We start from the raw sequence: 22,371 nt of genomic DNA, 5'->3' as shown, positions 1-22,371 counted from the left end.
GAGGTCGGAATCGAACCGGCGTAGGCGGATTTGCAATCCGTTTTTTTCTTACGCTCTTACTGGGCAATGCTCCTTAAACCCCCGTTTTCATTGGCTATCGATGCATAGCCATGCATCGACATTAATGCCCATTTGGGACATCTGGTGTCCCACAATTGTCCCACGCCTTCACTGCCCTCCCCCGGCGTCCTGCCGACCTTCACACCTCTTCCCTGCACCACCTATCGATCCACCCTTGAGGAATCGGACGTATCTCGAATACTGTACGCACATACAGTATTGGCGAGCAGCAGTATGGAAATCGAAGACGAAGAGTTCGGATGCCTTGGCATACCCACCGAAGCCCAAATATGGAAGCAGCAGGCCGAACTGGTCCAGGCAGAGTATGAACAGGTGGCCGCCGACCTGCGCCAGGCCCGGGCTAATATCCTGAAGCTGGTCGACATCCACGCAGTCACTGCGCGCGAGCGCGACCAGGCGCTGCACCTATTGGCGTCGTACAAACGCGACCTCTCCGCCGCTCACGTCGAGCTATCAGCGCTCGGCAATCGGATGCGCGGGATGCAGATGGCCGCGCGGCAGTCCGCCGAGAATCCCTATCCTTTTCGCGAAACAGTGGCGGTGTCAGATCCCTTTCCGTCTTTGCCTATGCAAGGTCCCGGCGAAGCACCACAAAGCAGACTATGCTCGGATGGGGAAGCGGGAGAAGCAGATGGAACCACTGGACTGGCTGAAACGACACCCTGACCACGATGATTTGAATACGTGGTTGGGGATATGGGAAGTGTACGATGAGCCTGTGCAACATCTCCGATGCAGGAGTTGTGGTGCGCATCAACTATTCCAAAATGCCTTGAGGCCTTTTCCGCATAGGGATGACTGTGCTACTCCAAGCGACTCACGCCACTATCCTTGGCAGGATCTAAGATGGATAGTTGACCATATGCACAAGCGTCGCTAGTCACAGCCTAGCTTTCGTCGCCGCGGGTACCTGGATCAGTTGTCCCTCTCATCGTCAAGGCCTTGTGCAAATCGGTGCTGCTTGTGAATGCGACTGGCGTACTGAGCGGCCTCCGATCCGGTTTCAAAAACAGTGACCGCCCCATCATAGCTTGTCACTTGGTAAGCAGTAGACAGGCCCTTCTCTCTCATTGATTCCGGGACATCAGCACCTAACAGTGTTACCAATTTCACTTCCATTGAACATTCTCCTAGGGTCGGATGGAAAGCTTATAGCCTATCTCATAGGGTTTCACTGAATCTGAATGTTGCTTATCCCCTGGGGCCTCCGATGCATCCCCGCATGCCCTCGTCAATTGGCCTAAATACAGACCGTTCGTCGCACAGCGAGAACTGTCGGTCCCCCCTATTCCTCAACCGGTTACGTCATGCTGAGGAGCGCGATAATGACAGCGTCTAAGTTGTTAGATTGGCACCATGCATGGAAATTGAATGGCGACTCACTATGCTGTCGCAAATGTGGCTCAGCGCAGATGGAGGAGGATGGGGATGAAGACTTGCATCATTCCGATGCCTGCCCCTCCCGTGAGCTAAGCAAAACCCCCTGGAATGAACTCAAAATCTTGATTTCCAGGGGCACTAAGCACTAGCACACCCCTAGGTGCAAGATTTGAACGTCCGACCCGGGACTTTCCCTATTGGCGTTCTGTGCAAATGGCTTCGGGGTATTCCAATGGATGCAGAGGAGGTCGTCAAAAGAGATCTCAAGGTTCTTAGATTTAGATGGGCTGTCCATGTCATGGCCTGGATACTGTACAGATGAACAGCATTCTGGCACCAATCAGCTCGACTTTGCAATCCTACTGCCCGGAACGCCGCTGACAGCTATCATTGAGATACGACAGTAGAGGTGTACGTGGATACGTTTGAATCGCTAAGCCCTACACCTAAGCTCAGTGACGTCGATACCTGGTCGGAGATCTGGTCCGTGCACGACGATCCCTTCCCTCATATCCGTTGCAGGAAATGCGAACAGGGACAGTCGCTACAGGATTCGGCAAAGCCGTTTGTGCATGGCCCAACTTGCAAGCTGATTCAAATTCAAGGCGTATTTCCCTGGTGGGATCTGATGTGGATCATCGGCAACGCACAGGGCGCTCAGTGATCCAGCTACCGGGCAGACTGGGCGCCGCTGACCAGATCATAGGCCCGCTCGCAGGCCTGCCCCGCTATTCGGGCTCGGTCATAAGCCTTTGCCAGGTCTCCCGCTCGCGCATCAGCGCGCTCGAGCAGTTGGGAGAGCACCAGGGCGGCGCGGGCGGCTGACGCGCCTCGATCGGCAGCGCCGGTATCACTGGAGCAGCCGCCGACGCCGGCGGCAAGCTTTCCGGCCTGGACGTGCAGCCGGTCGCCAGCAGCGTCAAGGCCGCGGCCATCAGCATCGGCAGCAGCGTTCTTTTCTCTCGCATCGGTTCCTACCTGGTTGGCCTCGCGCTGGAGGCGTTGTTCTTCGGTGCGGGCGGCCTGCACCGCCTGCGCAAGTTCGGTTTTCTGGGTGGCCACGGCCTGCGACCATTCGGCGTCCCGCGCGGCATTGGTCACCGTCACGCCGTGGCTGTAGGCGGCGTACAGCGCAGCGCCACACAGGCCAATGAGCGCCAGCACCGCGGCCAGATAGGCCAGCACTTTGCCCCACGTCACGCGACACCCAGAAACATGGCCCGCTCAGCGGCACGGCGCTTGACCAGGCCCGGCAGCACCTTGCCGCTTGCATGGACCCAACGGGAGAACTGCTCGGCGGCGCCAGCGGTATCACCGGCATTCAGCTTGCGCAGCAGCGTCGACTTGGTGAAATTGCCCTCCCCGACGTTGTAGGTGAACGACACCAGCGCATCGAACTGGCCCTGGTTGACCGGAACCTGCACCAGGCGCTCCACGATACGCTCGAACCGCACCAGATCTTCCGCGAGCATCTGCTCGGCCTGGGTTTCGGTGATGACCATGTTCCGGGTGACGCCCGACGTGCTGCCGTAACCGATCGTCCAAGGCAACCCGCCGGTGCCGGGATCGGGGTAGGCCTTGAGCCGCAGCCCTTCGGCGGATTTGATCAGGGCTATGCCCTTCGGTGAGGTCTTCATGCTTTTTCTCCAGGCGAAAAAAAGCCCGCAGTGGCGGGCGTGAACTGTCAGAAAATTACGAACGGATACGGTGGTAGCCGAGGAAATTTTGACTGCGGGTGATTGCAAAGTGGGAGATAGCGCCTGATGATCTACGCCACCGTATTCTTGAGATAACTGTCATGGCGCAGCGTTACATCTTGGTAAAGGACTCCCGTGTAACATTGTCCTTCTTGATCGGGTTTGTGATTTTTTCGGTCATCATCGACAAGCTCGCATGGATATCATGGGGCATTCTTATTTATCTTTTAGTCCGCTTTCCTGGGATAAGCATCCTATTCCTGGCTATTGGCGGTATAGGCTACATCGGGTCTAAGATCTTCGACTGATTAATTCAGCTTGTTCTAATTTAAACTTTATATCTTCATGGAGTATCTGCAGCGCCTCCCTCAGATTCAATTTTAATCAAGCCCTCAATGGTCAATGTAGCAGTGGCCAACTCACGCTGAAGTGCCAATACCTGATCATTGGCGGAGTCCAGCTGGCTCTGAGCCTGCGCCAGCTGCTCCAGTTGCTGCGCTGCGATGGCGTTAAGGTCGGCTAGGCTGGCCTGCAACTGGCCGTTCAGCACGATGGTTTCTGCGTTGACCTCGCCGAGCACTGTGGAGAGCAGTTCGCCTTCCTCGCCCGCGATCAGCACGAGTTGCTCAGGCGTATTGATGTTCGTGGCGATCGGCACTCCATCCTTGGTGGTCTGGGTGATGGTGGTTCGCGATGCGCCGGTCAGCAGACCTTTGTTCGGCCCGGTGTCGCCGAAGCGCAGGAGGATTTCGTAGTTGAAGGTGTCTTCGTTGTATACGGGCATTGGGTCAGCTCACAGGAGTGTTGGTATTCAGGATCAGCCAGTTGGTGCCGTTCGAGCGGCAGCGCTTGGGGCCGGCGGGCGAGACTGTCGCATTGGTCACGTCTATTTCGTGGCCGTTGTAGGCTGAGGCAGATGGCAAAGTGGTCAGGGTGTACTGTGCAACCCGGGAAGGACCATTCATCACAAGTCCGCTGAGCGTCGTTACCCCACTGGCCCGATCAATACTGAGCGGTATGCGAACGTAGGCTCCCGTATCGCTACGCGAGGCAATCACGAAATTACTGCCCGTATTTGATCCAGATTCAGCAGCCTCATTGCAAATCAGATCCCATCGACCCTGCGTGCCAACGCCGAAACGAAAGGTCTTTGCCTGACCTGCATCACCCATTAGCGAAAATAGGAGAGGCGTCGCTTGACCATTGCGCTGGAAAACCGCGTCGCCCAAAAAGGTTGGGTTGTCGGTAAACGACAACTGTCTCCAATCCTTGTATACCGCATTCTCTTTACGACGATACCAAACGCCCTCAGCTGTCACGCCGGTGGCTAACTGCGAGCCGTTGCTTGCGTCACGCGGCATGCCAAGCACGTTGACCCAGCCGTTTCCGGCGCCTGCAGGTTTGTTTAGGGTGGAGCTGATGCCGGTTTTCAACTCAAACTGTATAGAGCCGGCGTTATTGAAGTCAGAGCCGCTAGGCTGACTAAGCGACTGAACCAGAAACCCAGCGCTAATCAGCACCGCTGTATTGGCTTTCGCGTCTACAGCTTCCATGTAGGCCTGTTCGCGCCAGTTCGCCCACGCATCTGCACTCGTAGGCAATCGCGTAAAAGTACGATCCCCGGTAGTGAATATTTGCTGCACCCCACCCCCGCCGGTGGCGTCGGTCCAATGGCCATGCGTGGTGAGGATGCCGTAGTTGCGCGCACCGATTAGCTGTGGGATTTCCAAACCAAGTTGGTTTGCATTAGGACCAGGCCCCCCAGCGATGAAGCCCATAGTCGTGCCGGTACCGAAGAAGAACGACGGCGGTGTGTTACCAGAGAACGTCGAGCTCCGGAGATCCAAGAGTTTGCCCAGTCCGAAAGCCCCGACGGGCATCAATACACCGATCGTGCGATCCAGTTGCGACGTCTGTATCGGGGGGTTTGCCTGCGCTCCACTGGCTATGCCCGATAGCTTATTCTTTTCGCTGGTAGAGTAATCTTCGGTCGACAGACCCTTCCCGCCGACCTTGTCCACCTTCCCCGACGTGAGCGATTTGATATCTGCTGCGATCGTTTGGGCAAGCGCGGTAACCCGCGCGACCAGGCTCACCGCTTAGGCCTTCGCGGCGACATAGTCCGCCGCAAAATCATGCTCGGTATCACCGACATCTGCCGTACCAACTGCACCGATGTTGGTACGAGCTTGGGCCTTCTCAGCGGTGCTGAATGTTTGAGCCGCGTCGACGCGCACTCGGTTACCCAGGCCGGTCGCAATGGTGGCAGCAAAGTTTGGGTCGTTGCCCAGGGCAGCAGCGAGCTCAGCAAAAGTGTCCAGCGCCGCAGCAGCACCAGCCGTCAATTCCGAGCGCAGGGAAGACACCGCGCTGGCAACGAAGCGTGTGCTTTTGTCTGCTGACCAAGTGACAGAGGTGGCGCCGGCGCCGGCCGTGTCGTCGATCTTGGCGCCCGCCCCTCCCAGCAACGCATACAGTTCGGAGATGGAGGCGACGATGTTGTTTTTGGCATTCGTCGGAAGTGCACTCAGATCGCCAACATTGGCCTTGAGCAGTTTCACATCGGCACCTACGGCTTGGGCCAGAGCGATGATCTTGGTTTCCAGGGACATGGTTCTATCCTTTTGCAAGTATGTAGTAGGCCAGCGGGTCAGGAATCAGGTCGTCAGAGACGTACAGCTTCAGGTCTCGGCCGAAGGTCAGGCGGTTGTTGGGGTCGGTGCTCAGTTCCGCTGCCCCCAGGCCGGGAGGGCCCTGCTCGCCTGTGGTAACGATCTGTTGTTCGCTAGGCTCACAGCAGGTTGATTTGCCTACCGTGCCAGTGAAGTAACGGGTGATGGTCGGGCCGTTGGCATAGATGACGTCGAGCGTGTAGGTCAGGTCGTCGCCTGTGAGCAGTTCCGTTTGTGAAGAGGTGAGCACACGCTCGATCGTGCCTGGAGCAGCGACCCGTAGGCCGGTGCCAATGCCGAGCACAAGCACCAGGTCGTCGGCCCGGTGAATTTCCATGGACACAAGCGCGCCAGACAGATCAACCGGCTTGCGATAGATGATCTGTCCACCCTTGGGCCGCAGATCCACCGCCGACAAGGCGTTGATCTCGATAGTGTCGTCACCGATGCGCTTTGCTGCGTGCGGCCTTTGGCGCTGAGGTTCCCGGTTCAGGTCCGGCATCCCTACAACGCCGCGCACCCACACAGGCCAGTCCGAGGCCAGGCCGTGATCGGGCACCTGCAGCACCACGGGTGCGCCGCCGATGCCTGTGATATCCCGGTACACGAACACCGGCTGCATGATTCGAATCGTGTCGCGGTAGGTAGCGCCCGGAACGACGGGCAGGTCTTGGCGGGCCGGCTGCATGGCTGGCTGCTCCTGTTTCGAAAGGGGGGGTTAGATCCAGTTGACGGGCTTGGACGAACCAAGCATCAGTTGGCCGGTGATAGGGTTGTAACTGCCATAGTGGCTGTAGAAATCACTGGGATGCTCCCCCACCGGATCAATAAACCCATCGGGGGTGATCGCCCCGTAGAACTTGTGCTTGGGATACTCGGTAACCGTCGCCAGCGCCAGGCAGTTGTTGCTGTATAGATAGAAGTAGGTCACGTCGCCGGCCAGAGCCATGCTGACGCCCACCGACGGCCTATACTGGCCAACGTCCGCCCATAATTCGCCAAACGCTATGAGGCCGAATCCTGATCGGCCGGTACCAATATCCGGAAGTTGCTGGCCGTCGAAATAGGCGGTGGTGTAGACGAGGTCGTTCAGGATGCTCTGAGACGAGAAAGGGTAAGCCCTGTTCCATCTGTAATCACCATGCGCGATGGTGATTGTCAGCGCGCCTTCGGCAGCGGTTCTTCCTTCAAAATGGTACTTACCGTCATTTTCAAAGTCGCTACGACCGTCTTCATATATCAGCTGTATAACCTGTTCGTCAGTTACCACATTGACGACTGGCATGGGCCGCTCCGCCTGATACACACAACTGAATGTGCACGGGACCGGAATTTCTCCATCGAACGAAATGAAAGGAATCCAGCGCTGACGTCTGTTGACAGAAACTGGACCGGGAAAAAGGTTATCCCCCTTCATAACTTTTAGTGTCGTAGTAGGTTCATAGCTGTAAAAATAACGTGTTCCTGAATTTGGCCCTCCATCGCCAAACGGTTCCCGATTGGTCTCTATCCAGTTCCGACTAGGATCTACCGCAAACCCGTACTCTTCGTCTATCACTACGCCTGGGTCATCCCTGCGCACCTGAGTTTTGTCATACAGCATTTCGTAAGTTGCTGCGATATCCTTTCCGCTACCGACGATCGAAACTTTCAAGTAGGTATAAGGCCGCGCGTGGGGATCAATGCCAGTGCCCACGTTTGAAATGCACCATGAGATAATTGCGGTGCGACCGGTGTCGCTAACACTGTGCAGACGTATGACGTGCGTCTGATCGTTACCAAAATCGGCAAAATATAGCCTTCGCTCCTCCGCAGAAAGAAACCCCACTGGAAATTGTTGCGTGAGGTTGATCGCCTCTGCCGGCAAAGTGAACTCGCCGAAGCGCTTCAAGGTAATCCGTAGCGTAGATGTCGTTGGCTGGATATTGCGAATAGGCATTGTTACTGCCCAGCGAGTGCCATCCAGGGCCTGGTAGATCCAGCTGACATCTTTCTCGTAGAGCCGCCCAGCGGTGATAAGCGCTTTGCCGGACCAGTACTGCCCACCTGGTGGCGCCTGTGCTGCTTCAGCCTCGGAGATAGGCGGCGTACCCGCCACCACTATCTTATGGTTGTCCCCAGGCCCGGAGAAGCTGCTGGGCTCGACCGGCAGGAAAGGCGTAGGCCTGGTAGTGCCATTGGGCAGGGTCAATGTTTCGCCAGTAATCATCCCATGCCAAGGCCAAACCAATGTGCGCACCATTGGACCCCCTTAAACATCTTGCACTTTGGCAACAGACCATCTGTCACGACATAAAGTCAGCGTGTAACGCTTTCCAGAGTTGGGCTGAACAACTATCTGATCAACGTCTTTAAGCGGATAACCAACATCCGTATCCACAGTCATTGTTATGAGGCCTCCTGAGTAGTTGAGAATCAACAACTCGATATCCTCAATAGGATCCATCCTCATGCTGTTTCCTATTGCCGTGAGAATCAGGTCCAGTTGGCGTGGACTGGTAAATTCCAATGCCCATTTCCGCGCACTACCGGAAATGCGTAAGCTCGAAGGGTTTGAAAGCTTCACATAATCTGACCCAAAGGCCATGTATGAGCGCTGCACTACTGACCAAAAGTTAGAACCACCAACGGCAACGAGCGGGACCCAGCAGTGTATTTTGTAGGTGGTGGCCGAGCTCACAGCGACACCGAGCGAAGGATCCATCCGCTCCAAATTGGCCTGATTGAACCCCGCAACAACATCCACGGTAACAGGCACTCCCGATGAGTTCTCGAGGACGAGCAGCATCTCGTAGAACCCTGGCTCGGTGATCTCCGGCAGCACAACTATCGGGTTGAAATCCCCCGGCTTTACGCGCCAAACGGTAATGGGCTGCTTTGGATTAAGGACGAGTTCGTTGACAGTGTCGGGGATAGCCAGCGCGTGTCCGGGTAGTGGGCCACCCCAGTCCTCCACCCGGGCTGTGCCGTGGGCCACCCAGGTCTGACCAGTGACTGTATTGATGTAGTGGGCACCGATGCTCGGAGGTGCGAGCTGTGGATCGGTGGTGCCGCTATCTGTGTGCTGAACGTTTGCCATTGGAATGTCCGTTTTATCAAGGCGACGGGGATCAGGCCGCCGGTACGAGAGTGTTCTGTGCCTGGTCGGTAAGAGCTTGGCCGGCAGAGTCAGTGAGCGCGCCATCGGAGGGCTCCGGCTCCGGATCAACGCCGCCCCCTCCTTCGAGCGCCGTGACCCGCGCGACGAGCGATGCAATCGTTTGTGCGAACTGGTTAAGAGTGCCGGCTGTAACGCCGCAATAAATCAATGTGCCGGTTGGCCAGGCCCGTGCAGTGGTTTCTTCCCGAGCACGGGTCACCGTCGCAACGCCATTGGCGACAGTGACTTCAATGACTTCCCACTGGGTCTGGTCCAGCGCACTCGCAGAGTTGACCAGCGTGAGCAGGTACGTGCCGGCCGCCAGGCGCGAGAGCGCTGCGGCTGGCACAGGCAGCGTGGTTGCCGCGGCCGCCATGGGCTGAGTCAGCTGGGTGATCCAGTTATTGATGAAGCGCATCTATGGCACCTTCGCCGGCGTGACCGGCTTCGCGAAATTGACGGTGACACTTGCGCCATCGTTGTCGGTCATCACCAAGGTTTTCAGCGCCGGCATGTTGAACAGGCCATCGCTGCTGAGAATTCCGTCTGGCCAGTATTCGCGCTTGGTGTAGTCGGCCTCAGTAAGTGGGCTGGCTATACCACCCCCGGTGCCGACGTTAGGAGCGGCCCAGACTCCGGATCCGGTCTGCCCACCGATCCCACCGCGGCGCTCGATCCGGGACAGGGTCGTGCTTCTGCGTTGCACTCCCCCCAGCCGCTGTATGTCGTCGGCAATCTGGGCCCCTGAGCCGCGGCGCTCTGCTTCCATTGCCGGGCCAATTGCGCGCCGGGATGATTCCATGGCGGCACCACTCGCCCGCCGGTTCGTCTCCAGTGCAACGCCTAAGGCGCGCCGCTCGGTCTCTGACATGGCTTACAACTCCAGAAGGTCGTTGGGGATGACGACCCGGTAGGTCGCCGCGATATCGACGGTTTTTTCGTCGGTGTCTTCTTCGGGTATGTCGATCGACGTCACTTGGAAGCGTCGAGGGAACACCTCGAGCGTCGGATCGGCGTTGTCGTAGTTGCCAGAGAAACCGTCCAGCTCTTCCTTGTAGGCCGGCGCTCCTTTCTTGCCGCCCAGCTGAGTCGGAAGGCTCCGCCCGATGGGGTCCGGACCTTCAGGTTCAGGTTGCGGCTCGGAGGATGCTGCAGGCGGCTCAAGCGGATCTTCTGCCGCGCCGCCCCCGCGCATCACGGTGATCGTCAGCGTGGTGATGGCGCTACCAGCCGCCAGGTCAAACGTGTCATAAACATGGCTGCACCGCGCCGCGGCGTTGATGCCCTGGTCGCTGATTGCGAGGGTGTGCACCAAGTCGACATCCATCACCATGCTGGTCGGTGACTCCCAACTGACCCGAGTCCCGCTGTGCGCCTGGATGATCGATGTCTTCGCCTGATGCAGCAGGCATTTGAAGGCGCCAAGCCGCTGCGCCTCGTCCCGCTGATCCTTGTGCCCAGTCTCGCCGCCGTCCTGCGCAGGGGCTCCGCCTATACCGCCGGTGCCGTTGCCGCCCACACCATTGCCCGTCGTGGTGCTCACCTGCCTCGGCGCGTCGATGCCGAAGGCCGTGCTTTCCCATGAGTCTGCGAGGTCGTTGGTGTACTCGATCGACAGAGACTCGCGTGCAATGACTTCCCCGGCCTGGGCAATGCTGTTCTCGGCCACCACCTTGAGGGTGTATTTCTCGGTGATCGGCTGGCTCCAGCGTCGGCCGCCGGTGAGTGAAGCCCCCAGCAGCAGGTCGGCATAGTTGTTCACCCAAGGCTGGCCAGTGCCGCAAGGATCCGGCGCGCTGAGTGGCACCCGGTTGTAGCTCGGGCTGCGCACCAGGCTCAGGCCGCTACCGGTGACGGCATCGCGAACCATGGCTACGTCGGGCAGCTCGGTACTGTCAGGGCGCCATTGGCAAAACCCGCTGAGCCCGCCCATCCCGTTGGTGTCCGGATGCACCCAGGTGAAGTTCTCGTTGAGCTGGCGAAGCCGCGGGAAACGATAGTTCGCCTCAATCTCCACCGTGTTGGTGAGGCTGGTGAGATCTGCATAGGACAGCGCCACCGAGTCGTAGACCGTGGTGCCGCTGCCGAACGTGAAATCGATATTGCCCGCGTACCAGGTGGTCAGTCGCAGTTCGCCGGTCGCCGAAGAGTCCAGGCTGCCCTGTACCGAAGTCAGGCGCTCCTGGGCATAGTCCCAGCGACTGCGCCCGTCGACGGCTTCGAACACCTCGTCCGACCAGTAGGACGGGATCAGCGCTTCCACCGCCTGGGTGCTCATGGCCTCGACGCGTTGCTGCAGTTGATCACCGCAGTGGCAAACCAGCAGCCTGGCCAGCGAGCCCCATTCGGTGGTGACGATGCGCCCGGTGTAGCGGCGTTTCTCGGTGGTAATGCCTGACGCAGCGCTGATGTAGTCGATCGCGACTTCGCGGCCCACCCACTCCATGGGCACCACCGGCCCAACGTCCATCTGCAGCGTGAAGTCCGCCAGACCGGCAGCGCCGCGCTCGCGGTCGACGTGGACCTGGCCCGTCAGCCGGGTAGTCACATCGATGCCGCCTACCGTTACGCGCAGGCGCCAGCGGAACGCCCGGCCTGGCACAATCGGTAGTGGCTCGGTTGCACTGGAATCACCCTGCAGGCCACCCAGCGCCGCAGCATTGAGCGGCAATCCGTTGATCAGCATCAGACCTCTTCCCAGGCGATGGTCCAACCGAAGCTGCCTTGGCCCGAGCTCTGCGTCTTGGGGGGCTTACTGGCGAACACGTTGTAGACCGGCATCCACTGCGCCATGTACCGGGTGGCACCTACGATCTGGTCAACCGTGACTATCAGCCCGTCGACAGCGCACTCGGCTTCAATCCAGCGGAGACCAACCAGAGCAAAGGCCCAAGGCGCCCAGTCATCGCGGGGCGTACTGGTCAGCGCCAGCACACGGTTGTTGCTCACCATGCTCTCCTGCGCGGTGAGGCGCAGCTCAAGCGGCTGGCTGTAGTCCAGGCCATCCAGCCCCGGCGGCATCCAACCCTGACCGCTGATGGTGCCGGCGGCCTTGCCCCAGTGGGTCATCTTGACGCCTTCGCCGCCGGACAGCCGGATGACAGATTCGCCCAGCAGCGGGTTGTCGGACTGATCCGGTGCGCCGGCATCCAGAACAATGGGGATGCCCCCCAGCATGATCAGCGGCAGGCTCATCAGTTACTCCAGAAATGAAAACCCGCCCAGGCGGGTTGAGTTGGTGACACCTCAGCTGCGGCCGAACTTGATTCGCTGATTCCTGATCAGCCGCTGAAAGTCTTGCTCCGGTGCCTGAAGCTGATACGTCTCCCCACCCATATTGAGCGTGAAGCTTCCGAGCGACTTTTGTTGTTGTGGTAAGGCCAGATCCAGTAGCGACTGAGGTGGCGAAGAAACACTAGGAATCGGAGAGTCCGACACCAGTCCACCTGACGCAAAAGCTGGAAATCGACGGGAATTGATTTGGCGCAGAAGCTCAGGTCCATAGTGACGAACAGCGGCAGCTTTCACTACAAACTCGCCATTCGATAACCGGGCCAGAATGCTGTCACTGGTGCCTGTTCCTGGACCGCGCACCATGTCACCGGAAGCGAAGCCGGGCGTATCAGATGCTGCGCCATCAGCGCTCGCAACGCCCGAAGTTGCTAGTGTTACCGGTATCACCAGAGTCTTTGCAAACTCAGCTGCTGCGGCGGCAATCTGATTTGCTGTTTCCTGAACCGACGCCTGGTCAAGGGCAGGTACGACCGGCACATCAACTGGCTCGTCCGACTCGGGATACTCCGGTTCCACCTCGACCGGAATATCTCCCTGGTTGTCGATCTGAGTCTTTATGAGCGAAGTGGCACCAGGTGGAACAACCGGTTTCACTTCAACGCTCAGGTTTTCATTCGAATAGCTGTTCACGCCGGGTATGTAGGACAATTTCTTGCCTTCCACCCCCACCGCGCTGCCACCGGACTCTATACCGCTGACCTTTTTCACCAGCCCATCGGCCAAGTTGGTTCCAGAAGGCAAACTAGGCTTTCCTAGAATCTCAGGAACATCCTGTCCAAGTCCTGTTTGAAGTTCTCGAAGCTGTCGCTTGACCTTCGAGAGTGCATCCTCAGAAAGCATCGGGGTGATTTGAATGACCTTAAGCGTTTCTATTTCTTTTTTGAGGTCTACAACTTGAGCTTTCGCGGATTTAAAGCTTTCCTCCGCTTTTCTGAGATTTACCTTGTCTGCCTCAGCTTCAATCCCTTGCAGCTCTTTTATGAAGCCCTCGAACCCATAGGTGTTTTCGCCAGCCTTGGCCAAGCTTTGAAGCATCTTCAAAGCCGCATCAGCCTGCTGCTTCGCGCCTTCAATGTCACCTCGACGCAAGGCGTTTCTGGCTCCCACCTTCAGCGCTTGGGCGGAGCCGTAACTCGCGTCACCGCCCGTGCCAGAGTTAATCTCAGCCAGTGCTAACGTGTATTTCTTCTGAGTCTCGATTTGGTCTTTTTGAGCTTTCTTTACCGCAGCGCCTGCGGCACGTTCAGCTGCAACACGCTTGTCGAGCTGAGTTTTCAAATCCGTTTGAAGCCTGGTTTGAATATTCACCAGCTCTGCGCTGTTAGCCTTCGCGTCTGCAATGCGTTCCGTCTCGTAAGAGGTTTCAAGCTCCAAGGCTTTCCCGTATTCCCTTGCTCGCTTGGCGGCATCGAGCGCTTCAGGATCAACACTTGCTGTAGGCCCATTCTTTTCGAAACTAGCTCGGCTTATTTGTTCGGAAAGTTTCGAGTAATAGGTCTGTGCGTTACTGAGTCTTTCAGCATAGGACTTGCGCTCAGCCTCGGTCATGGCTTGGACTACAGCAGGCTGGGCAACAAGCGTGTCTTTGTACTGCAAGTTCTTTGATATGAGGTCTGCGGTATTCTTTTTCTGTGTTTCCTGAGATGCTTCCAGCTCTTCCATCTGCTGATACATGCCATAGAGCTGGGACAGCTGGGTCAGTACAACCCCATAAAGCCCACCGCGAAGCAATCCGCTAACCGGCGAATTTAAGATCCCGTTGAGCCGTGTGGCCTTTCCGGAAACCGCATCCATAGCGGCGCCAGCAGTACCGAGCTGCGCGGCGGCTACCGCAGCTCCGCCGGTGAATACCGTGAGCGCCAACCTGCCCGCCTTCAGCGCTGCGCCTAACGCCTTGGCACCCACCCCGAAAGTCACGAAGCTCAGAATGCCGAATTTCACTGGCTCGCTCAGGCCGTTGAATGCATTCACCAGATCAGTGAGCAGGTTGAGCAGGGGCAAGCCAGCCGCCACCGCGTTGCCAAATGAGATGTTCAGATCACTCATCGCCGCCTTGAACTCGTTGAGCTGAGCGGTGGGAGTGTTCTTCATCTTTTCATAGGCTTGCTCGGTCGTGCCCCCAGCTGACTCCATGTCCTTGACCTGGTTCACGAACCCCGCATAGTCCTTCGTCAGCGCGAGAATTGCTGTGCGGCCTTCAGTATCAGGGATGATTTGTGCCAAGGCATTGAAGCCAATCTTCTTCGCCGCAATCTGCTCAATGGTGCCCGACAGCCCTCGCCACTCAATGCCGAGATCAGCCATCGCTTTCTTGGCGCCCTGCGCGGGCGATGCCAGCTGGTTGATGGCGCTGCGCAGCGCTGTGATTGCAATCGGAGCCTGGATACCCTGAACCGTCATACGCGCGATGGCCGCGCCCACTTCGGAGAAGCTAACGCCAGCAGCTGCGGCTGTCGGAAGGACCTGGCCCAGGCCAGCTGCCAACTGATCGAAGCTGACCACACCATCCTTGATGGCCACGAAGAGCTGGTCGTACCTCAGGCCGAGGTTGTCCATGCTCTCGCCGTATGCATTGATGATCGACACGCCCACGCCCGCGGCGGTCTTGGTATCGGTCAGGCCAGCCACGGCAGCTTTGGTCGATTGCTCGAGCACATTCATCGCATCGGCGGTAGCCACCCCGCTGCCCAGCAGGTCGTACACAGCCGATGCGCTTTCGCTTGCGGACTTGCCCATGTCCCGGCTCAAGCCACGAATGCTCTGCGACAAGCCCGTAAGTTGCTGGTCGCTCAAGTCCGTGATCGTGCCGATCGCCGCGATTTGCTGCTGGAAGTCCGCGTAGGCCGAAAATCCCTGCGACGCAGCCATAGCGAATCCGCCAAATGCAGCAGCGCCGGCGATGATCTGCGCCTGCACGTCGCCAAGGCTCGCGTTCCAAGTCTTGGTCGCACCGGTCAATTGTGCGGTTTGTGCAGCAGATGCAGCCAGGCTCTGCCGGAGCGTGTTCTGCGCGATCGCGATTTCCGTGGCAGACAGCTTGCCTGTAGATCGCAGCAGCTGGAAATCAGACTGCAGGCGCGCGATCTCTGCGCTGGTGTTCGTGAACTTGGCGATTCCAAGGTTGACCTGCGCATCCTGGATGCTCTTGTCGCGCTGGCCGACCACCAGCTTCTGCGCCAGATCGGTCTGCAGGCGCCGCTGCTCTCCCGAAAGGTTACGCGTGTCGACGCCGGCGGCCTGCAGTTCTCGGCGCATCCGCCCCAACTGGGCTGTCTGGCTCTGTTCCTGGCGCTCGAGCTGCTTGAGCTGGTTCACCGAGTTGCGGTATTCAGTCTGCAGTTGCCGCGTCGGGGTGGCAGTAGCTGCCATTTGATCGCCCAGCGTGCGGACAGCGTCGCGCGCCGTGGTGATGGTACGGCCGGTCTTCTCCAGGGTGCTTTCGAGATCGCGAAAGGAATTGATCTGGCGCAGCGGTTTCTCGACCACTCGAACCATTTCGGCAAATTCCTTGCGGAACCCGCCGACTTCCTTGGTCGCCGAGTCCAGATCTGCCGTCAGTTTGAGTTCGATGTCGCGCACAGGGGCTCACTTAGCGGCGTCGATTGCCGCTTGATAGTAGGACCAGGGGTAGAAGATGGCATTGGCGTGTCCGATCCGGACCAGCGCATCCAGGGATCTATCGAGGTTTCTCAGGCTCTGGCCTGGAGGGCATTTGTCAGACGCCCCAGCAGGTCGAAAAAATGAGGGTTCAGCTCCTTGCAGACGTTGATCACGGACTCGACCTGCGATGGTCGCAAGCTGTCGATATCGTCCTCGCTCAGGCTGGTCATCCGGATGACGTCGCTGATTGTGCAATCCTTGAACAGCACGGCGGAAACGGTATCCAGAGACGCGGGTTTGCTGGCTTCTTCCAGCCATTTGCGAACCTGCAGAACAGTGAGCTCACGGCAGATGATCTGCAGTTCGCCGATGACGAGCTCTTTTGAATTGGTTTGCTGAATCATCTACTCCACCCCTTGGGGGCCAGACCCGCCGAGGCGGGCCGGCATGCTTCACACCGAAGCGGCTTCTTTCATGATGCGCATGTACTTCGACTTGCCGGCGCCGGTCTTCTTGGGATCGGAAAGCACCTTGGCGGTGACCTCACTGCCCATGAAATCATCGGTGCTGATCCAGTCCGCGCTGGCGGCCGGGCTGAGCTGGCAGCGGAAGTACTGCAGGTTCACGCGGTTTTTGGTGCCCGCGGCGTTCGCGCCCTCGAAGAGGAACTCGTACACGTCACCGCTGCCGGTCAAGGCCTCGATGATGTCCACCGACGCAGAGGCATAGGTCACCAGCAGATCCGCACCCTCAGCGATCGCGCCCGCTTCCAGGATCTCGATGCCAGAGCCGGTCATTTGCCAGTCATCACCGTCGACATAGGTGGTCGCGCCGCCAGCCGCCAGCTTCACCGAGGTGATGCTCAGCGGCATCTTGTCGAGCAGGATGGTGCCGCCCTTGCTCGCACTGTGCGGCTCGTCGGTGACAGTCGAAGCAGGCACACGGTCGATGGTGCCCCAGTAGATAGCCGCCAGGTTCGCGGTGTAGAACTCGCGCCAGTTCATGGTCAGCGACATGCTGCTGATCCGGCTGATGGAGTCGTACTCGCCACCCTGCGGGGTGGTGGTATCGGCCAGGGTGATGTCGTTGGTTTCGATGGCCTGGGTCAGCGTCGAGACCAGGCCCACGGGCCTGAATGGGCCGCCGACACCGTACTTGCGCATCTTGACCTGGCCACCGACCAGGAAGGTTTCAATCTGTGGCATGTCTTACTTCTCCGAGGTGTCGCCAGCGATCACGCCCAGGTCTTTCAACCAGGTGCGCTGCTCGGCAGTGACTTTGATTTTGTCGCCCGGCGCGTAGTCCGTGCGGGCATGGGTGTGAGGCTTGAGCAGCTCCACTTCGAAGCGCGGCAATGCACGCTCCGACTCGGCGACCGGTTCGGTGGCCTTGACGGTGCTGGGCACTGGAATGCCTGGCGCCTTGTCGGTTTTATCGGCTTTGTCGGACATGAGGGTGTTCTCCCTGAATGATGGTGTGCAGCTGTACGGGGATAAGGACCGTTGCGGCCTTGAGCGACTCACCTGGTGGGAAAGTCTCGGGGGTGCCGACTGTGATGCCGGTGACGCCTTTTGGTAGCCAGTCTAGGGCGCGGCCTTGCACGGGAACCAGGCACTTCAACAAGTCGTGCTCAAGCGCTTCAATGGCATCCTCGTAGTCGTCCATGCCTGTGCTGACAGCACCAACGATGCTGAAGCCTGAGAAGGCTTTCAGCGCCATGGGGCCGGGCACTGGCGCCTGGCCCCGGCCCTTTTGCACAACGATGATAGGAAAGCTGGCGTCGCGGGCCTGCAGCTGCTCATTGAGCCAGCCCGTTCGCACGTTCGAGCCGGCCGAGGTGAAATACCCGTTGGCCACTGAAATCGTGGTGAGCCGCTCGATTAGCGCCTTTCGGCCCAAGGTCAGTGGGTTGTCCATAGTCAGTCCGCCGGCATGAGTGAAAAGCGGTTGATGAGGCCGTCTGTGCCCACGTACTCATCGAGCAGGTAGCGCTTGCAGTCCACGGTGAGCAAATCACCCTTGCATGGATTGGGCACCTGGCTGATGCGCAGGTCGGCGGCCAGGTGGACGGCAACGAAGCTGCCGCCAGCCGGATCGCTGACATTGGTCTGCAGCACCACGCTCACGGGCTGGGGCGGCGCCCCTTCCCGCGAGTCATAGAAGCACTCACCCCGCTGGCCGAAGGTGCTGAACAGCTCGTCGTCCGCGCCCTCGAAGGCCTGGTCGAACTCCGAGCGGCCCATTACTTGGTCAACTTGATGATGGCGCGCGGCAGGGTGCAGATGCTCAGCGGGTTGCTCTGGGCTTCCATGTCCACGCCTTTGTTGTGGCGCAACATTTCCTGGCTGGCATAAAACGGCACACCGGTGGTGTTGACCGTTTCCATGTAGTCGGCTGGCGCGAAGTTGGTGATGAACAGGCCATCCACACCTACCGGCACCAGGTAGGCAACGTCGGGATCCATGAACTGGACGCCGCCCAGGTTGCCGTAGAACTCTTCCCAGTTCACACCACCGAAGCTGAAGCCATCGCGGCGATGGTCGTCGCGCAAGAACTGGCCATCGTTCCAGCGATCGAAAGCCTTCTGCACCGAATCGTGGTTGGTGAATGCGTCGAACCAGTTGCGTCCGGCAATGCCCAGCCAGCCTGCGATGATGCCGGAACCACCGATAGCGTCTTCCGCCAGGCGCTTGGCTTCAGTCACTTTGGCCAGCAGCTTGGTGGTGTTAGCGCCCATGGTGAAAGCGACAGTCTGCTGTTCAATTTCGAATCGGGCATACAGATCCAGCAGCACCCGAGTGCCGTCGGCGTCGTACACCTTGCCGGTAATAGCGCCCACGCGCTGGTAGCGGATGGTCGCTTCCAGGCGTTTACGCATTTTCAGCAAGCGCTTCTCAACCATCGCCTCGACGGTCTCGAGTTCGCTTTCCGAGCCGAACGCCCGGATACCCTGGACCTCGTCAGCGCGAATAACCGCGCGGGTCGGCAGGTGGATGGTCTGGAACGGGATCATGTCGCGGCCCGGGCCAGTGGTTGGGTCGCTTGGCGCGCCGCGCTCGGCAGCCGGTACCAGGGTCAGGTTGTCGTGCTCGCGCTCGATGAAGACAGCAGTGGTGGTTACGCCTTCTTCTTCGAAGAGCGTATCCAAGCGAGTGGGCACCGCCTGGCCTTCGACAGGCTGGTTGATAGCGGTGGTCAGGGCGATGGTGCCGAACGCATCACCGTTGAAAATGCTCAAATCGGCCATTCCGATCTCCAAAAACAAAAAAACCGCCAGCGGCGGTTGGGGAATGAGGTGCTGAAAATCAGCGCAGGATGATGCCGGCGGCGAGCAGAGCAGCACGCGCTGGTTCAGTCAGACCGACCAGAAGGCTTTCGACCACCTCGCAGTCGCGGACTACGGCGGCCGCGTAGCGATCGGCAGTGGTATCCGCAGGACGGCCTTCATACAGAATTGCAACCTCAACGGCTGCGCCCTCAGCAGGCGCGGCGAACGCCACGTACTTGCCGGCCGCGTTCTTCGACAGGATCTGGCCTGGCGCGAATGCGGTGTTGCCCTTGAGGAGCACGATCTGCTCGCGGGAGCGCTCACCAGAGGCCTCGTTCAGGAGGAAGGCCGCGGTGCGAGCGTCCTGGGTGACGATGTCATAGTTCATGCTTTCGCTCCTTTGCGAGAGGCCCAGATGGATTTGGTGGAGAACTCAACCTTGCCTTTGCCCGCGGATGCGGACGCGGGATCGACCTTCTTGGCATCACGCTTGATGCTGTCCAAGGTCACACCGCGGTCCTGAGCAGCTTTGAACAAGCTCAGGCCCGCGGCCTCGACAGTGAGCCCACCGTCGATGGCAGCCTGCACTTCGGTTTCGAAGCCGGGGGCCGCCAAGGCCTGGATACCGCTGATGCGGTCCTTTTCGCTGGCGGTAGCGGTCGCTGCCGCTTCCTTGCGAAGGGTCTCTACATCGATCTTCTCCGGGGCGCTGATCTCGATGGCAGTGAGATCGCCGCCGGCAGCGATGGCCGCCTGCAACTCAGCGGTGTTGCTGACTTTCGTCATGGTGTTTTTCCTCGTGATTTTCGCTGCCGGCTTGGACAGCTCGGTGATCAGGCCCTCAAGCGAGCCCGTTCGGTGAGCCAGACCAGCCGCTACGGCCGCCTGCCCCACACGCAACCCGCCATGGTCACCCATGCCAGGTACTTTCTCTGCATCAACGCCCAGGTTGCGCGCGACCTTGGCCACGAACACATCCTCGAGCGCATCAACCGTCTCGGCGACCTTTGCTCGGCCTTCTTCCGTGGCCAGGTCCGGACGCTTGTTCGGAGCGTTACGGCTCACAATCTGGTAGCTCTTGCGGCCGGTGGCTTTCTCGCTATCGACCACCGCCTCGACCACCACGCCGACGCTGCCGGCGATTCCCGTTTCGTCGATGACGATTTCGTGCGCGGCGGAGGCGATCCAGTAGGCACCGCTCGCCCCGCTCCCGCCGATGTACGCCACGATCTTCTTCTGCGCTCGGCCCGCGTGGATCATCTCGGAGAGCTCGTTGATGCCGCTGGCCACGCCGCCGGGGCTGTCGATGTTCAGGATGATCGACTGCACCGCCGGATTGTCCAGCGCTTCCCGAATGTCGGTCGCCAGCACCTGGGTGCTGGTCGCGCCGCTGATCTCTGTGAACAAGTTGGCGTAACGGAAGATCGGGCCAATCACAGGCACGATGGCCACACCGTTGCGGATGCTGACAGACTGGCTGTTGTCCAACTTGCGACCCAGCTTTGTCTCCAAGGCCACTGGATCCCCCATGCGCTCGGAGATGGCGAGCAGGTTCTCCAAGGCATTGGGCAGCATCAGCCATGGCTGAGCAGAAGCCAGCTCAAAGGCTCTTGGCATGGGTCAATCCTCGTCTTCAGGTGGTTCAGGCTCGGGAACGAGCGGCTTTGGCGCGGCAGCCACGGTTGCTGTGGTTGTTCCGTTGTCGCGGCGCTGCTTGAGCTCGCGCGCGCGCTGCCGGTTGACCTGCTGCCAGGTCTCGCCGGACATCGCCGCTGTTTCCATGGTTTCGTTGCTGATGCCCACGTCGATGCGCTCGCGGGCCGCCTTGGCCTCTTTGAGCTCGTCGATAGCACCGCGCGCCGGGCCGATCCAGATGGCCTGGGTATAGGCGCGGCGCAGAGCCGGGTCCCGGTAGCCCGGCGCACGAATGCGGCCGGCCGCCACAGCTTCATCGAACATCAGCTCATAGCTGGGCTGACAGAAGTCGCACACCAGCCACCAGCGCCGCATGGTGTAGAAGCGCCAGGCCTGCAGCATGGCCGCGCGCGCGGCGCTGTAGCTGCTGCTGTAGTGCAGCATCAGCTCTTCCAGAGGAAGCTCCAATGCAGCACCAATTTCTTTCACTATCGCCGAGAAGAAAGGGTCGAACTGGGCGTTGGGTCTGGCTGGGTTGGCAACCATGGGCTCTTCGCCGGGCGCCAGGTCAACGATGGCGCCTTCGCCCAGTTCCAGAGGCGCTGGACCTACATCGCCCCCAACCGTGCCGTCCTCATCTCCAAAGACCGGCTGGCCCTGACCTGCACCCGCGCCGAAGTCTTCGCCCTTCTTGATGAACACCGTGAACATCGCCGAGATCACCGCCGCCATCAGTTCGGCACTGGCGTACCGCTCGAGCTTCTGTAACGGCTCAAGGATTGGCGCCAGGTACGGAGCCCCGCGCTTGAGCCCAGGACGTTCCTTGTCACACCAGATTTGCAGCACGCGGCGCCGGCCAGTCTCTGCACCGAAGACCTCGACCCGCTCCCAACGCAGCGGGTACTTCAGGAACTTGTCGTCCGGGTACCCGTTGCAGATGTGGTAGGCCACCGGCGCACCGTAGTCGTCGAACTCGACGCCCTCTACCAGGCGCTCGCTATCGGGCTGGCCGTGTGGGTTGGAAACTCGGTCCGTCTCGATCAGCTGCAGGCGGGTGTTGTAGACGGTGCCCGGGCGTTCGATCCACGGCGTTGCGACAAAGCAGTCGCCGCCAGTCATTGCCGAAACCAGCGCCAGTGCCTGTTGCTGGTAGTGGTTCAGTGTTGCTTCGGCGTCACATTCGCGCGGGTCGCCAGCGTAAAGCTCCCACTCCCGCTGGATCTGCGCGTTGAGCTCATCGGCCTGTTCTTCCGTGAGACCCAGGGCCTCATGGTCGACCTGCGGCCGGCAGATGAGGCCGGTACCCACCACGTTGGTTCGGGTTCGCACAATCGCGGCGCGGGCAATGAGGTGGTTGCGCATGGCATCGCGCGAACGGGCCACCAGGGTCTTGCGCTCGGGCGAGCTCAGATCGCGGTTCGGGCTACCCAGAAACGGGATCCAGCTCGACATGCTACGCAGCATGCGCGACGCGCCGCGCCAGCGCGTTTCACTTCCGCCGCCACCGCCCTGTGCACGGGGTTGGCTTTGCACCAGACCGGAGACGGCGCGCGTGGCTTCACGCACCATCCGCTCTTCTGGAGTGGTACGTGTCCACCAGGCCAT

At 59.5% G+C, this 22,371-nt stretch carries 24 protein-coding genes; 1 reads left to right on the top strand and 23 read right to left on the bottom strand.

Annotated features, from left to right (window positions below; genetic code table 11):
* Window positions 1-294: 294 nt before the first annotated feature.
* Window positions 295-747: a hypothetical protein gene (locus QMX89_RS02315; protein WP_134721270.1), complete on the top strand. Its 453-nt coding sequence runs from the start codon at window positions 295-297 to the stop codon at window positions 745-747.
* A 249-nt stretch (window positions 748-996) separates the two neighbouring features.
* Here QMX89_RS02315 and QMX89_RS02310 read toward each other — a convergent pair whose 3' ends face one another.
* The 23 genes from QMX89_RS02310 to QMX89_RS02200 all read right to left on the bottom strand — a co-directional run bounded on the left by QMX89_RS02310 (window position 997) and on the right by QMX89_RS02200 (window position 22,335).
* Window positions 997-1,200 (bottom strand): hypothetical protein, encoded by a 204-nt coding sequence (locus tag QMX89_RS02310; protein WP_134721272.1) that lies wholly within the window; start codon window positions 1,198-1,200, stop codon window positions 997-999.
* Window positions 1,201-2,130: 930 nt separating this feature from the next.
* On the bottom strand, window positions 2,131-2,661 hold the full coding sequence (locus tag QMX89_RS02305) for a DUF2514 domain-containing protein (RefSeq protein WP_282346482.1): 531 nt from the start codon (window positions 2,659-2,661) through the stop codon (window positions 2,131-2,133).
* On the bottom strand, window positions 2,658-3,098 hold the full coding sequence (locus QMX89_RS02300) for a lysozyme (RefSeq protein WP_282346480.1): 441 nt from the start codon (window positions 3,096-3,098) through the stop codon (window positions 2,658-2,660). Before QMX89_RS02300 ends, QMX89_RS02305 begins: the two co-directional genes overlap by 4 nt.
* Window positions 3,099-3,501: 403 nt before the next feature.
* On the bottom strand, window positions 3,502-3,942 hold the full coding sequence (locus tag QMX89_RS02295) for a hypothetical protein (RefSeq protein ID WP_282346477.1): 441 nt from the start codon (window positions 3,940-3,942) through the stop codon (window positions 3,502-3,504).
* 4 nt (window positions 3,943-3,946) lie between these two features.
* Entirely contained in the window at window positions 3,947-5,254 is a 1,308-nt protein-coding gene (locus QMX89_RS02290; protein ID WP_282346475.1) for a hypothetical protein, read from the bottom strand.
* Between the two features lie 3 nt (window positions 5,255-5,257).
* On the bottom strand, window positions 5,258-5,770 hold the full coding sequence (locus tag QMX89_RS02285; RefSeq protein ID WP_282346474.1) for a hypothetical protein: 513 nt from the start codon (window positions 5,768-5,770) through the stop codon (window positions 5,258-5,260).
* Window positions 5,771-5,774: 4 nt separating this feature from the next.
* The gene (locus QMX89_RS02280; protein WP_282346472.1) at window positions 5,775-6,518 is read right to left on the bottom strand and encodes a hypothetical protein; all 744 of its coding nucleotides are present in this window, start codon (window positions 6,516-6,518) and stop codon (window positions 5,775-5,777) included.
* Window positions 6,519-6,548: 30 nt separating this feature from the next.
* Complete coding sequence (locus tag QMX89_RS02275; RefSeq protein ID WP_282346470.1) at window positions 6,549-8,072, bottom strand: hypothetical protein; 1,524 nt, start codon at window positions 8,070-8,072, stop codon at window positions 6,549-6,551.
* A gap of 9 nt (window positions 8,073-8,081) precedes the next feature.
* Window positions 8,082-8,909 carry a hypothetical protein gene (locus QMX89_RS02270; protein ID WP_282346468.1) on the bottom strand — a complete coding sequence of 276 codons (828 nt, stop codon included), beginning with the start codon at window positions 8,907-8,909 and terminating at the stop codon, window positions 8,082-8,084.
* Between the two features lie 31 nt (window positions 8,910-8,940).
* Window positions 8,941-9,387 carry a hypothetical protein gene (locus QMX89_RS02265; protein ID WP_282346466.1) on the bottom strand — a complete coding sequence of 149 codons (447 nt, stop codon included), beginning with the start codon at window positions 9,385-9,387 and terminating at the stop codon, window positions 8,941-8,943.
* Window positions 9,388-9,840 (bottom strand): hypothetical protein, encoded by a 453-nt coding sequence (locus QMX89_RS02260; RefSeq protein WP_282346464.1) that lies wholly within the window; start codon window positions 9,838-9,840, stop codon window positions 9,388-9,390.
* A gap of 3 nt (window positions 9,841-9,843) precedes the next feature.
* Window positions 9,844-11,655, bottom strand: a complete 1,812-nt coding sequence (locus QMX89_RS02255) for a hypothetical protein (RefSeq protein WP_282346461.1) — start codon at window positions 11,653-11,655, stop codon at window positions 9,844-9,846.
* A complete protein-coding gene (locus tag QMX89_RS02250; protein WP_282346459.1) occupies window positions 11,655-12,164 on the bottom strand; it encodes a hypothetical protein in 510 nt (169 codons plus the stop codon). The genes QMX89_RS02255 and QMX89_RS02250 overlap by 1 nt, the downstream gene beginning before the upstream one ends.
* 51 nt (window positions 12,165-12,215) lie before the next feature.
* Complete coding sequence (locus tag QMX89_RS02245) at window positions 12,216-15,842, bottom strand: phage tail tape measure protein (protein WP_282346458.1); 3,627 nt, start codon at window positions 15,840-15,842, stop codon at window positions 12,216-12,218.
* 110 nt (window positions 15,843-15,952) lie between these two features.
* Complete coding sequence (locus QMX89_RS02240; protein ID WP_282346457.1) at window positions 15,953-16,267, bottom strand: hypothetical protein; 315 nt, start codon at window positions 16,265-16,267, stop codon at window positions 15,953-15,955.
* A gap of 48 nt (window positions 16,268-16,315) precedes the next feature.
* The gene (locus QMX89_RS02235; protein ID WP_282346455.1) at window positions 16,316-17,068 is read right to left on the bottom strand and encodes a hypothetical protein; all 753 of its coding nucleotides are present in this window, start codon (window positions 17,066-17,068) and stop codon (window positions 16,316-16,318) included.
* A 3-nt stretch (window positions 17,069-17,071) separates the two neighbouring features.
* Window positions 17,072-17,314 (bottom strand): hypothetical protein, encoded by a 243-nt coding sequence (locus tag QMX89_RS02230; protein ID WP_282346454.1) that lies wholly within the window; start codon window positions 17,312-17,314, stop codon window positions 17,072-17,074.
* A complete protein-coding gene (locus QMX89_RS02225) occupies window positions 17,295-17,780 on the bottom strand; it encodes a hypothetical protein (protein WP_282346453.1) in 486 nt (161 codons plus the stop codon). Before QMX89_RS02225 ends, QMX89_RS02230 begins: the two co-directional genes overlap by 20 nt.
* A 2-nt stretch (window positions 17,781-17,782) precedes the next feature.
* Entirely contained in the window at window positions 17,783-18,106 is a 324-nt protein-coding gene (locus tag QMX89_RS02220; protein WP_282346451.1) for a hypothetical protein, read from the bottom strand.
* On the bottom strand, window positions 18,106-19,110 hold the full coding sequence (locus tag QMX89_RS02215) for a major capsid protein (RefSeq protein WP_282346449.1): 1,005 nt from the start codon (window positions 19,108-19,110) through the stop codon (window positions 18,106-18,108). The genes QMX89_RS02220 and QMX89_RS02215 overlap by 1 nt, the downstream gene beginning before the upstream one ends.
* A gap of 58 nt (window positions 19,111-19,168) precedes the next feature.
* On the bottom strand, window positions 19,169-19,519 hold the full coding sequence (locus tag QMX89_RS02210) for a head decoration protein (protein WP_282346447.1): 351 nt from the start codon (window positions 19,517-19,519) through the stop codon (window positions 19,169-19,171).
* Window positions 19,516-20,748: a S49 family peptidase gene (locus tag QMX89_RS02205; RefSeq protein ID WP_282346445.1), complete on the bottom strand. Its 1,233-nt coding sequence runs from the start codon at window positions 20,746-20,748 to the stop codon at window positions 19,516-19,518. Before QMX89_RS02205 ends, QMX89_RS02210 begins: the two co-directional genes overlap by 4 nt.
* A gap of 3 nt (window positions 20,749-20,751) precedes the next feature.
* The gene (locus tag QMX89_RS02200; protein WP_282346443.1) at window positions 20,752-22,335 is read right to left on the bottom strand and encodes a phage portal protein; all 1,584 of its coding nucleotides are present in this window, start codon (window positions 22,333-22,335) and stop codon (window positions 20,752-20,754) included.
* Between the last annotated feature and the right edge of the window lie 36 nt (window positions 22,336-22,371).

It is taken from the genome of Pseudomonas sp. PS01301 (assembly GCF_029960215.1).
Taxonomy (GTDB): Bacteria; Pseudomonadota; Gammaproteobacteria; order Pseudomonadales; family Pseudomonadaceae; genus Aquipseudomonas; species Aquipseudomonas coleopterorum.
This window is presented reverse-complemented; position numbering and strand designations above follow the sequence as displayed.

What these genes read in the sequence shown, in the direction of transcription:
- QMX89_RS02315 (WP_134721270.1), top strand. Translation starts at nt 295, where the DNA reads ATGGAAATCGAAGACGAAGAGTTCGGATGCCTTGGCATACCCACCGAA.
- QMX89_RS02310 (WP_134721272.1), bottom strand. Translation starts at nt 1,200, where the DNA reads ATGGAAGTGAAATTGGTAACACTGTTAGGTGCTGATGTCCCGGAATCA.
- QMX89_RS02300 (WP_282346480.1), bottom strand. Translation starts at nt 3,098, where the DNA reads ATGAAGACCTCACCGAAGGGCATAGCCCTGATCAAATCCGCCGAAGGG.
- QMX89_RS02295 (WP_282346477.1), bottom strand. Translation starts at nt 3,942, where the DNA reads ATGCCCGTATACAACGAAGACACCTTCAACTACGAAATCCTCCTGCGC.
- QMX89_RS02285 (WP_282346474.1), bottom strand. Translation starts at nt 5,770, where the DNA reads ATGTCCCTGGAAACCAAGATCATCGCTCTGGCCCAAGCCGTAGGTGCC.
- QMX89_RS02280 (WP_282346472.1), bottom strand. Translation starts at nt 6,518, where the DNA reads ATGCAGCCGGCCCGCCAAGACCTGCCCGTCGTTCCGGGCGCTACCTAC.
- QMX89_RS02275 (WP_282346470.1), bottom strand. Translation starts at nt 8,072, where the DNA reads ATGGTGCGCACATTGGTTTGGCCTTGGCATGGGATGATTACTGGCGAA.
- QMX89_RS02270 (WP_282346468.1), bottom strand. Translation starts at nt 8,909, where the DNA reads ATGGCAAACGTTCAGCACACAGATAGCGGCACCACCGATCCACAGCTC.
- QMX89_RS02265 (WP_282346466.1), bottom strand. Translation starts at nt 9,387, where the DNA reads ATGCGCTTCATCAATAACTGGATCACCCAGCTGACTCAGCCCATGGCG.
- QMX89_RS02260 (WP_282346464.1), bottom strand. Translation starts at nt 9,840, where the DNA reads ATGTCAGAGACCGAGCGGCGCGCCTTAGGCGTTGCACTGGAGACGAAC.
- QMX89_RS02255 (WP_282346461.1), bottom strand. Translation starts at nt 11,655, where the DNA reads ATGCTGATCAACGGATTGCCGCTCAATGCTGCGGCGCTGGGTGGCCTG.
- QMX89_RS02250 (WP_282346459.1), bottom strand. Translation starts at nt 12,164, where the DNA reads ATGAGCCTGCCGCTGATCATGCTGGGGGGCATCCCCATTGTTCTGGAT.
- QMX89_RS02240 (WP_282346457.1), bottom strand. Translation starts at nt 16,267, where the DNA reads ATGATTCAGCAAACCAATTCAAAAGAGCTCGTCATCGGCGAACTGCAG.
- QMX89_RS02235 (WP_282346455.1), bottom strand. Translation starts at nt 17,068, where the DNA reads ATGCCACAGATTGAAACCTTCCTGGTCGGTGGCCAGGTCAAGATGCGC.
- QMX89_RS02230 (WP_282346454.1), bottom strand. Translation starts at nt 17,314, where the DNA reads ATGTCCGACAAAGCCGATAAAACCGACAAGGCGCCAGGCATTCCAGTG.
- QMX89_RS02225 (WP_282346453.1), bottom strand. Translation starts at nt 17,780, where the DNA reads ATGGACAACCCACTGACCTTGGGCCGAAAGGCGCTAATCGAGCGGCTC.
- QMX89_RS02220 (WP_282346451.1), bottom strand. Translation starts at nt 18,106, where the DNA reads ATGGGCCGCTCGGAGTTCGACCAGGCCTTCGAGGGCGCGGACGACGAG.
- QMX89_RS02215 (WP_282346449.1), bottom strand. Translation starts at nt 19,110, where the DNA reads ATGGCCGATTTGAGCATTTTCAACGGTGATGCGTTCGGCACCATCGCC.
- QMX89_RS02210 (WP_282346447.1), bottom strand. Translation starts at nt 19,519, where the DNA reads ATGAACTATGACATCGTCACCCAGGACGCTCGCACCGCGGCCTTCCTC.
- QMX89_RS02205 (WP_282346445.1), bottom strand. Translation starts at nt 20,748, where the DNA reads ATGCCAAGAGCCTTTGAGCTGGCTTCTGCTCAGCCATGGCTGATGCTG.
- QMX89_RS02200 (WP_282346443.1), bottom strand. Translation starts at nt 22,335, where the DNA reads ATGGTGCGTGAAGCCACGCGCGCCGTCTCCGGTCTGGTGCAAAGCCAA.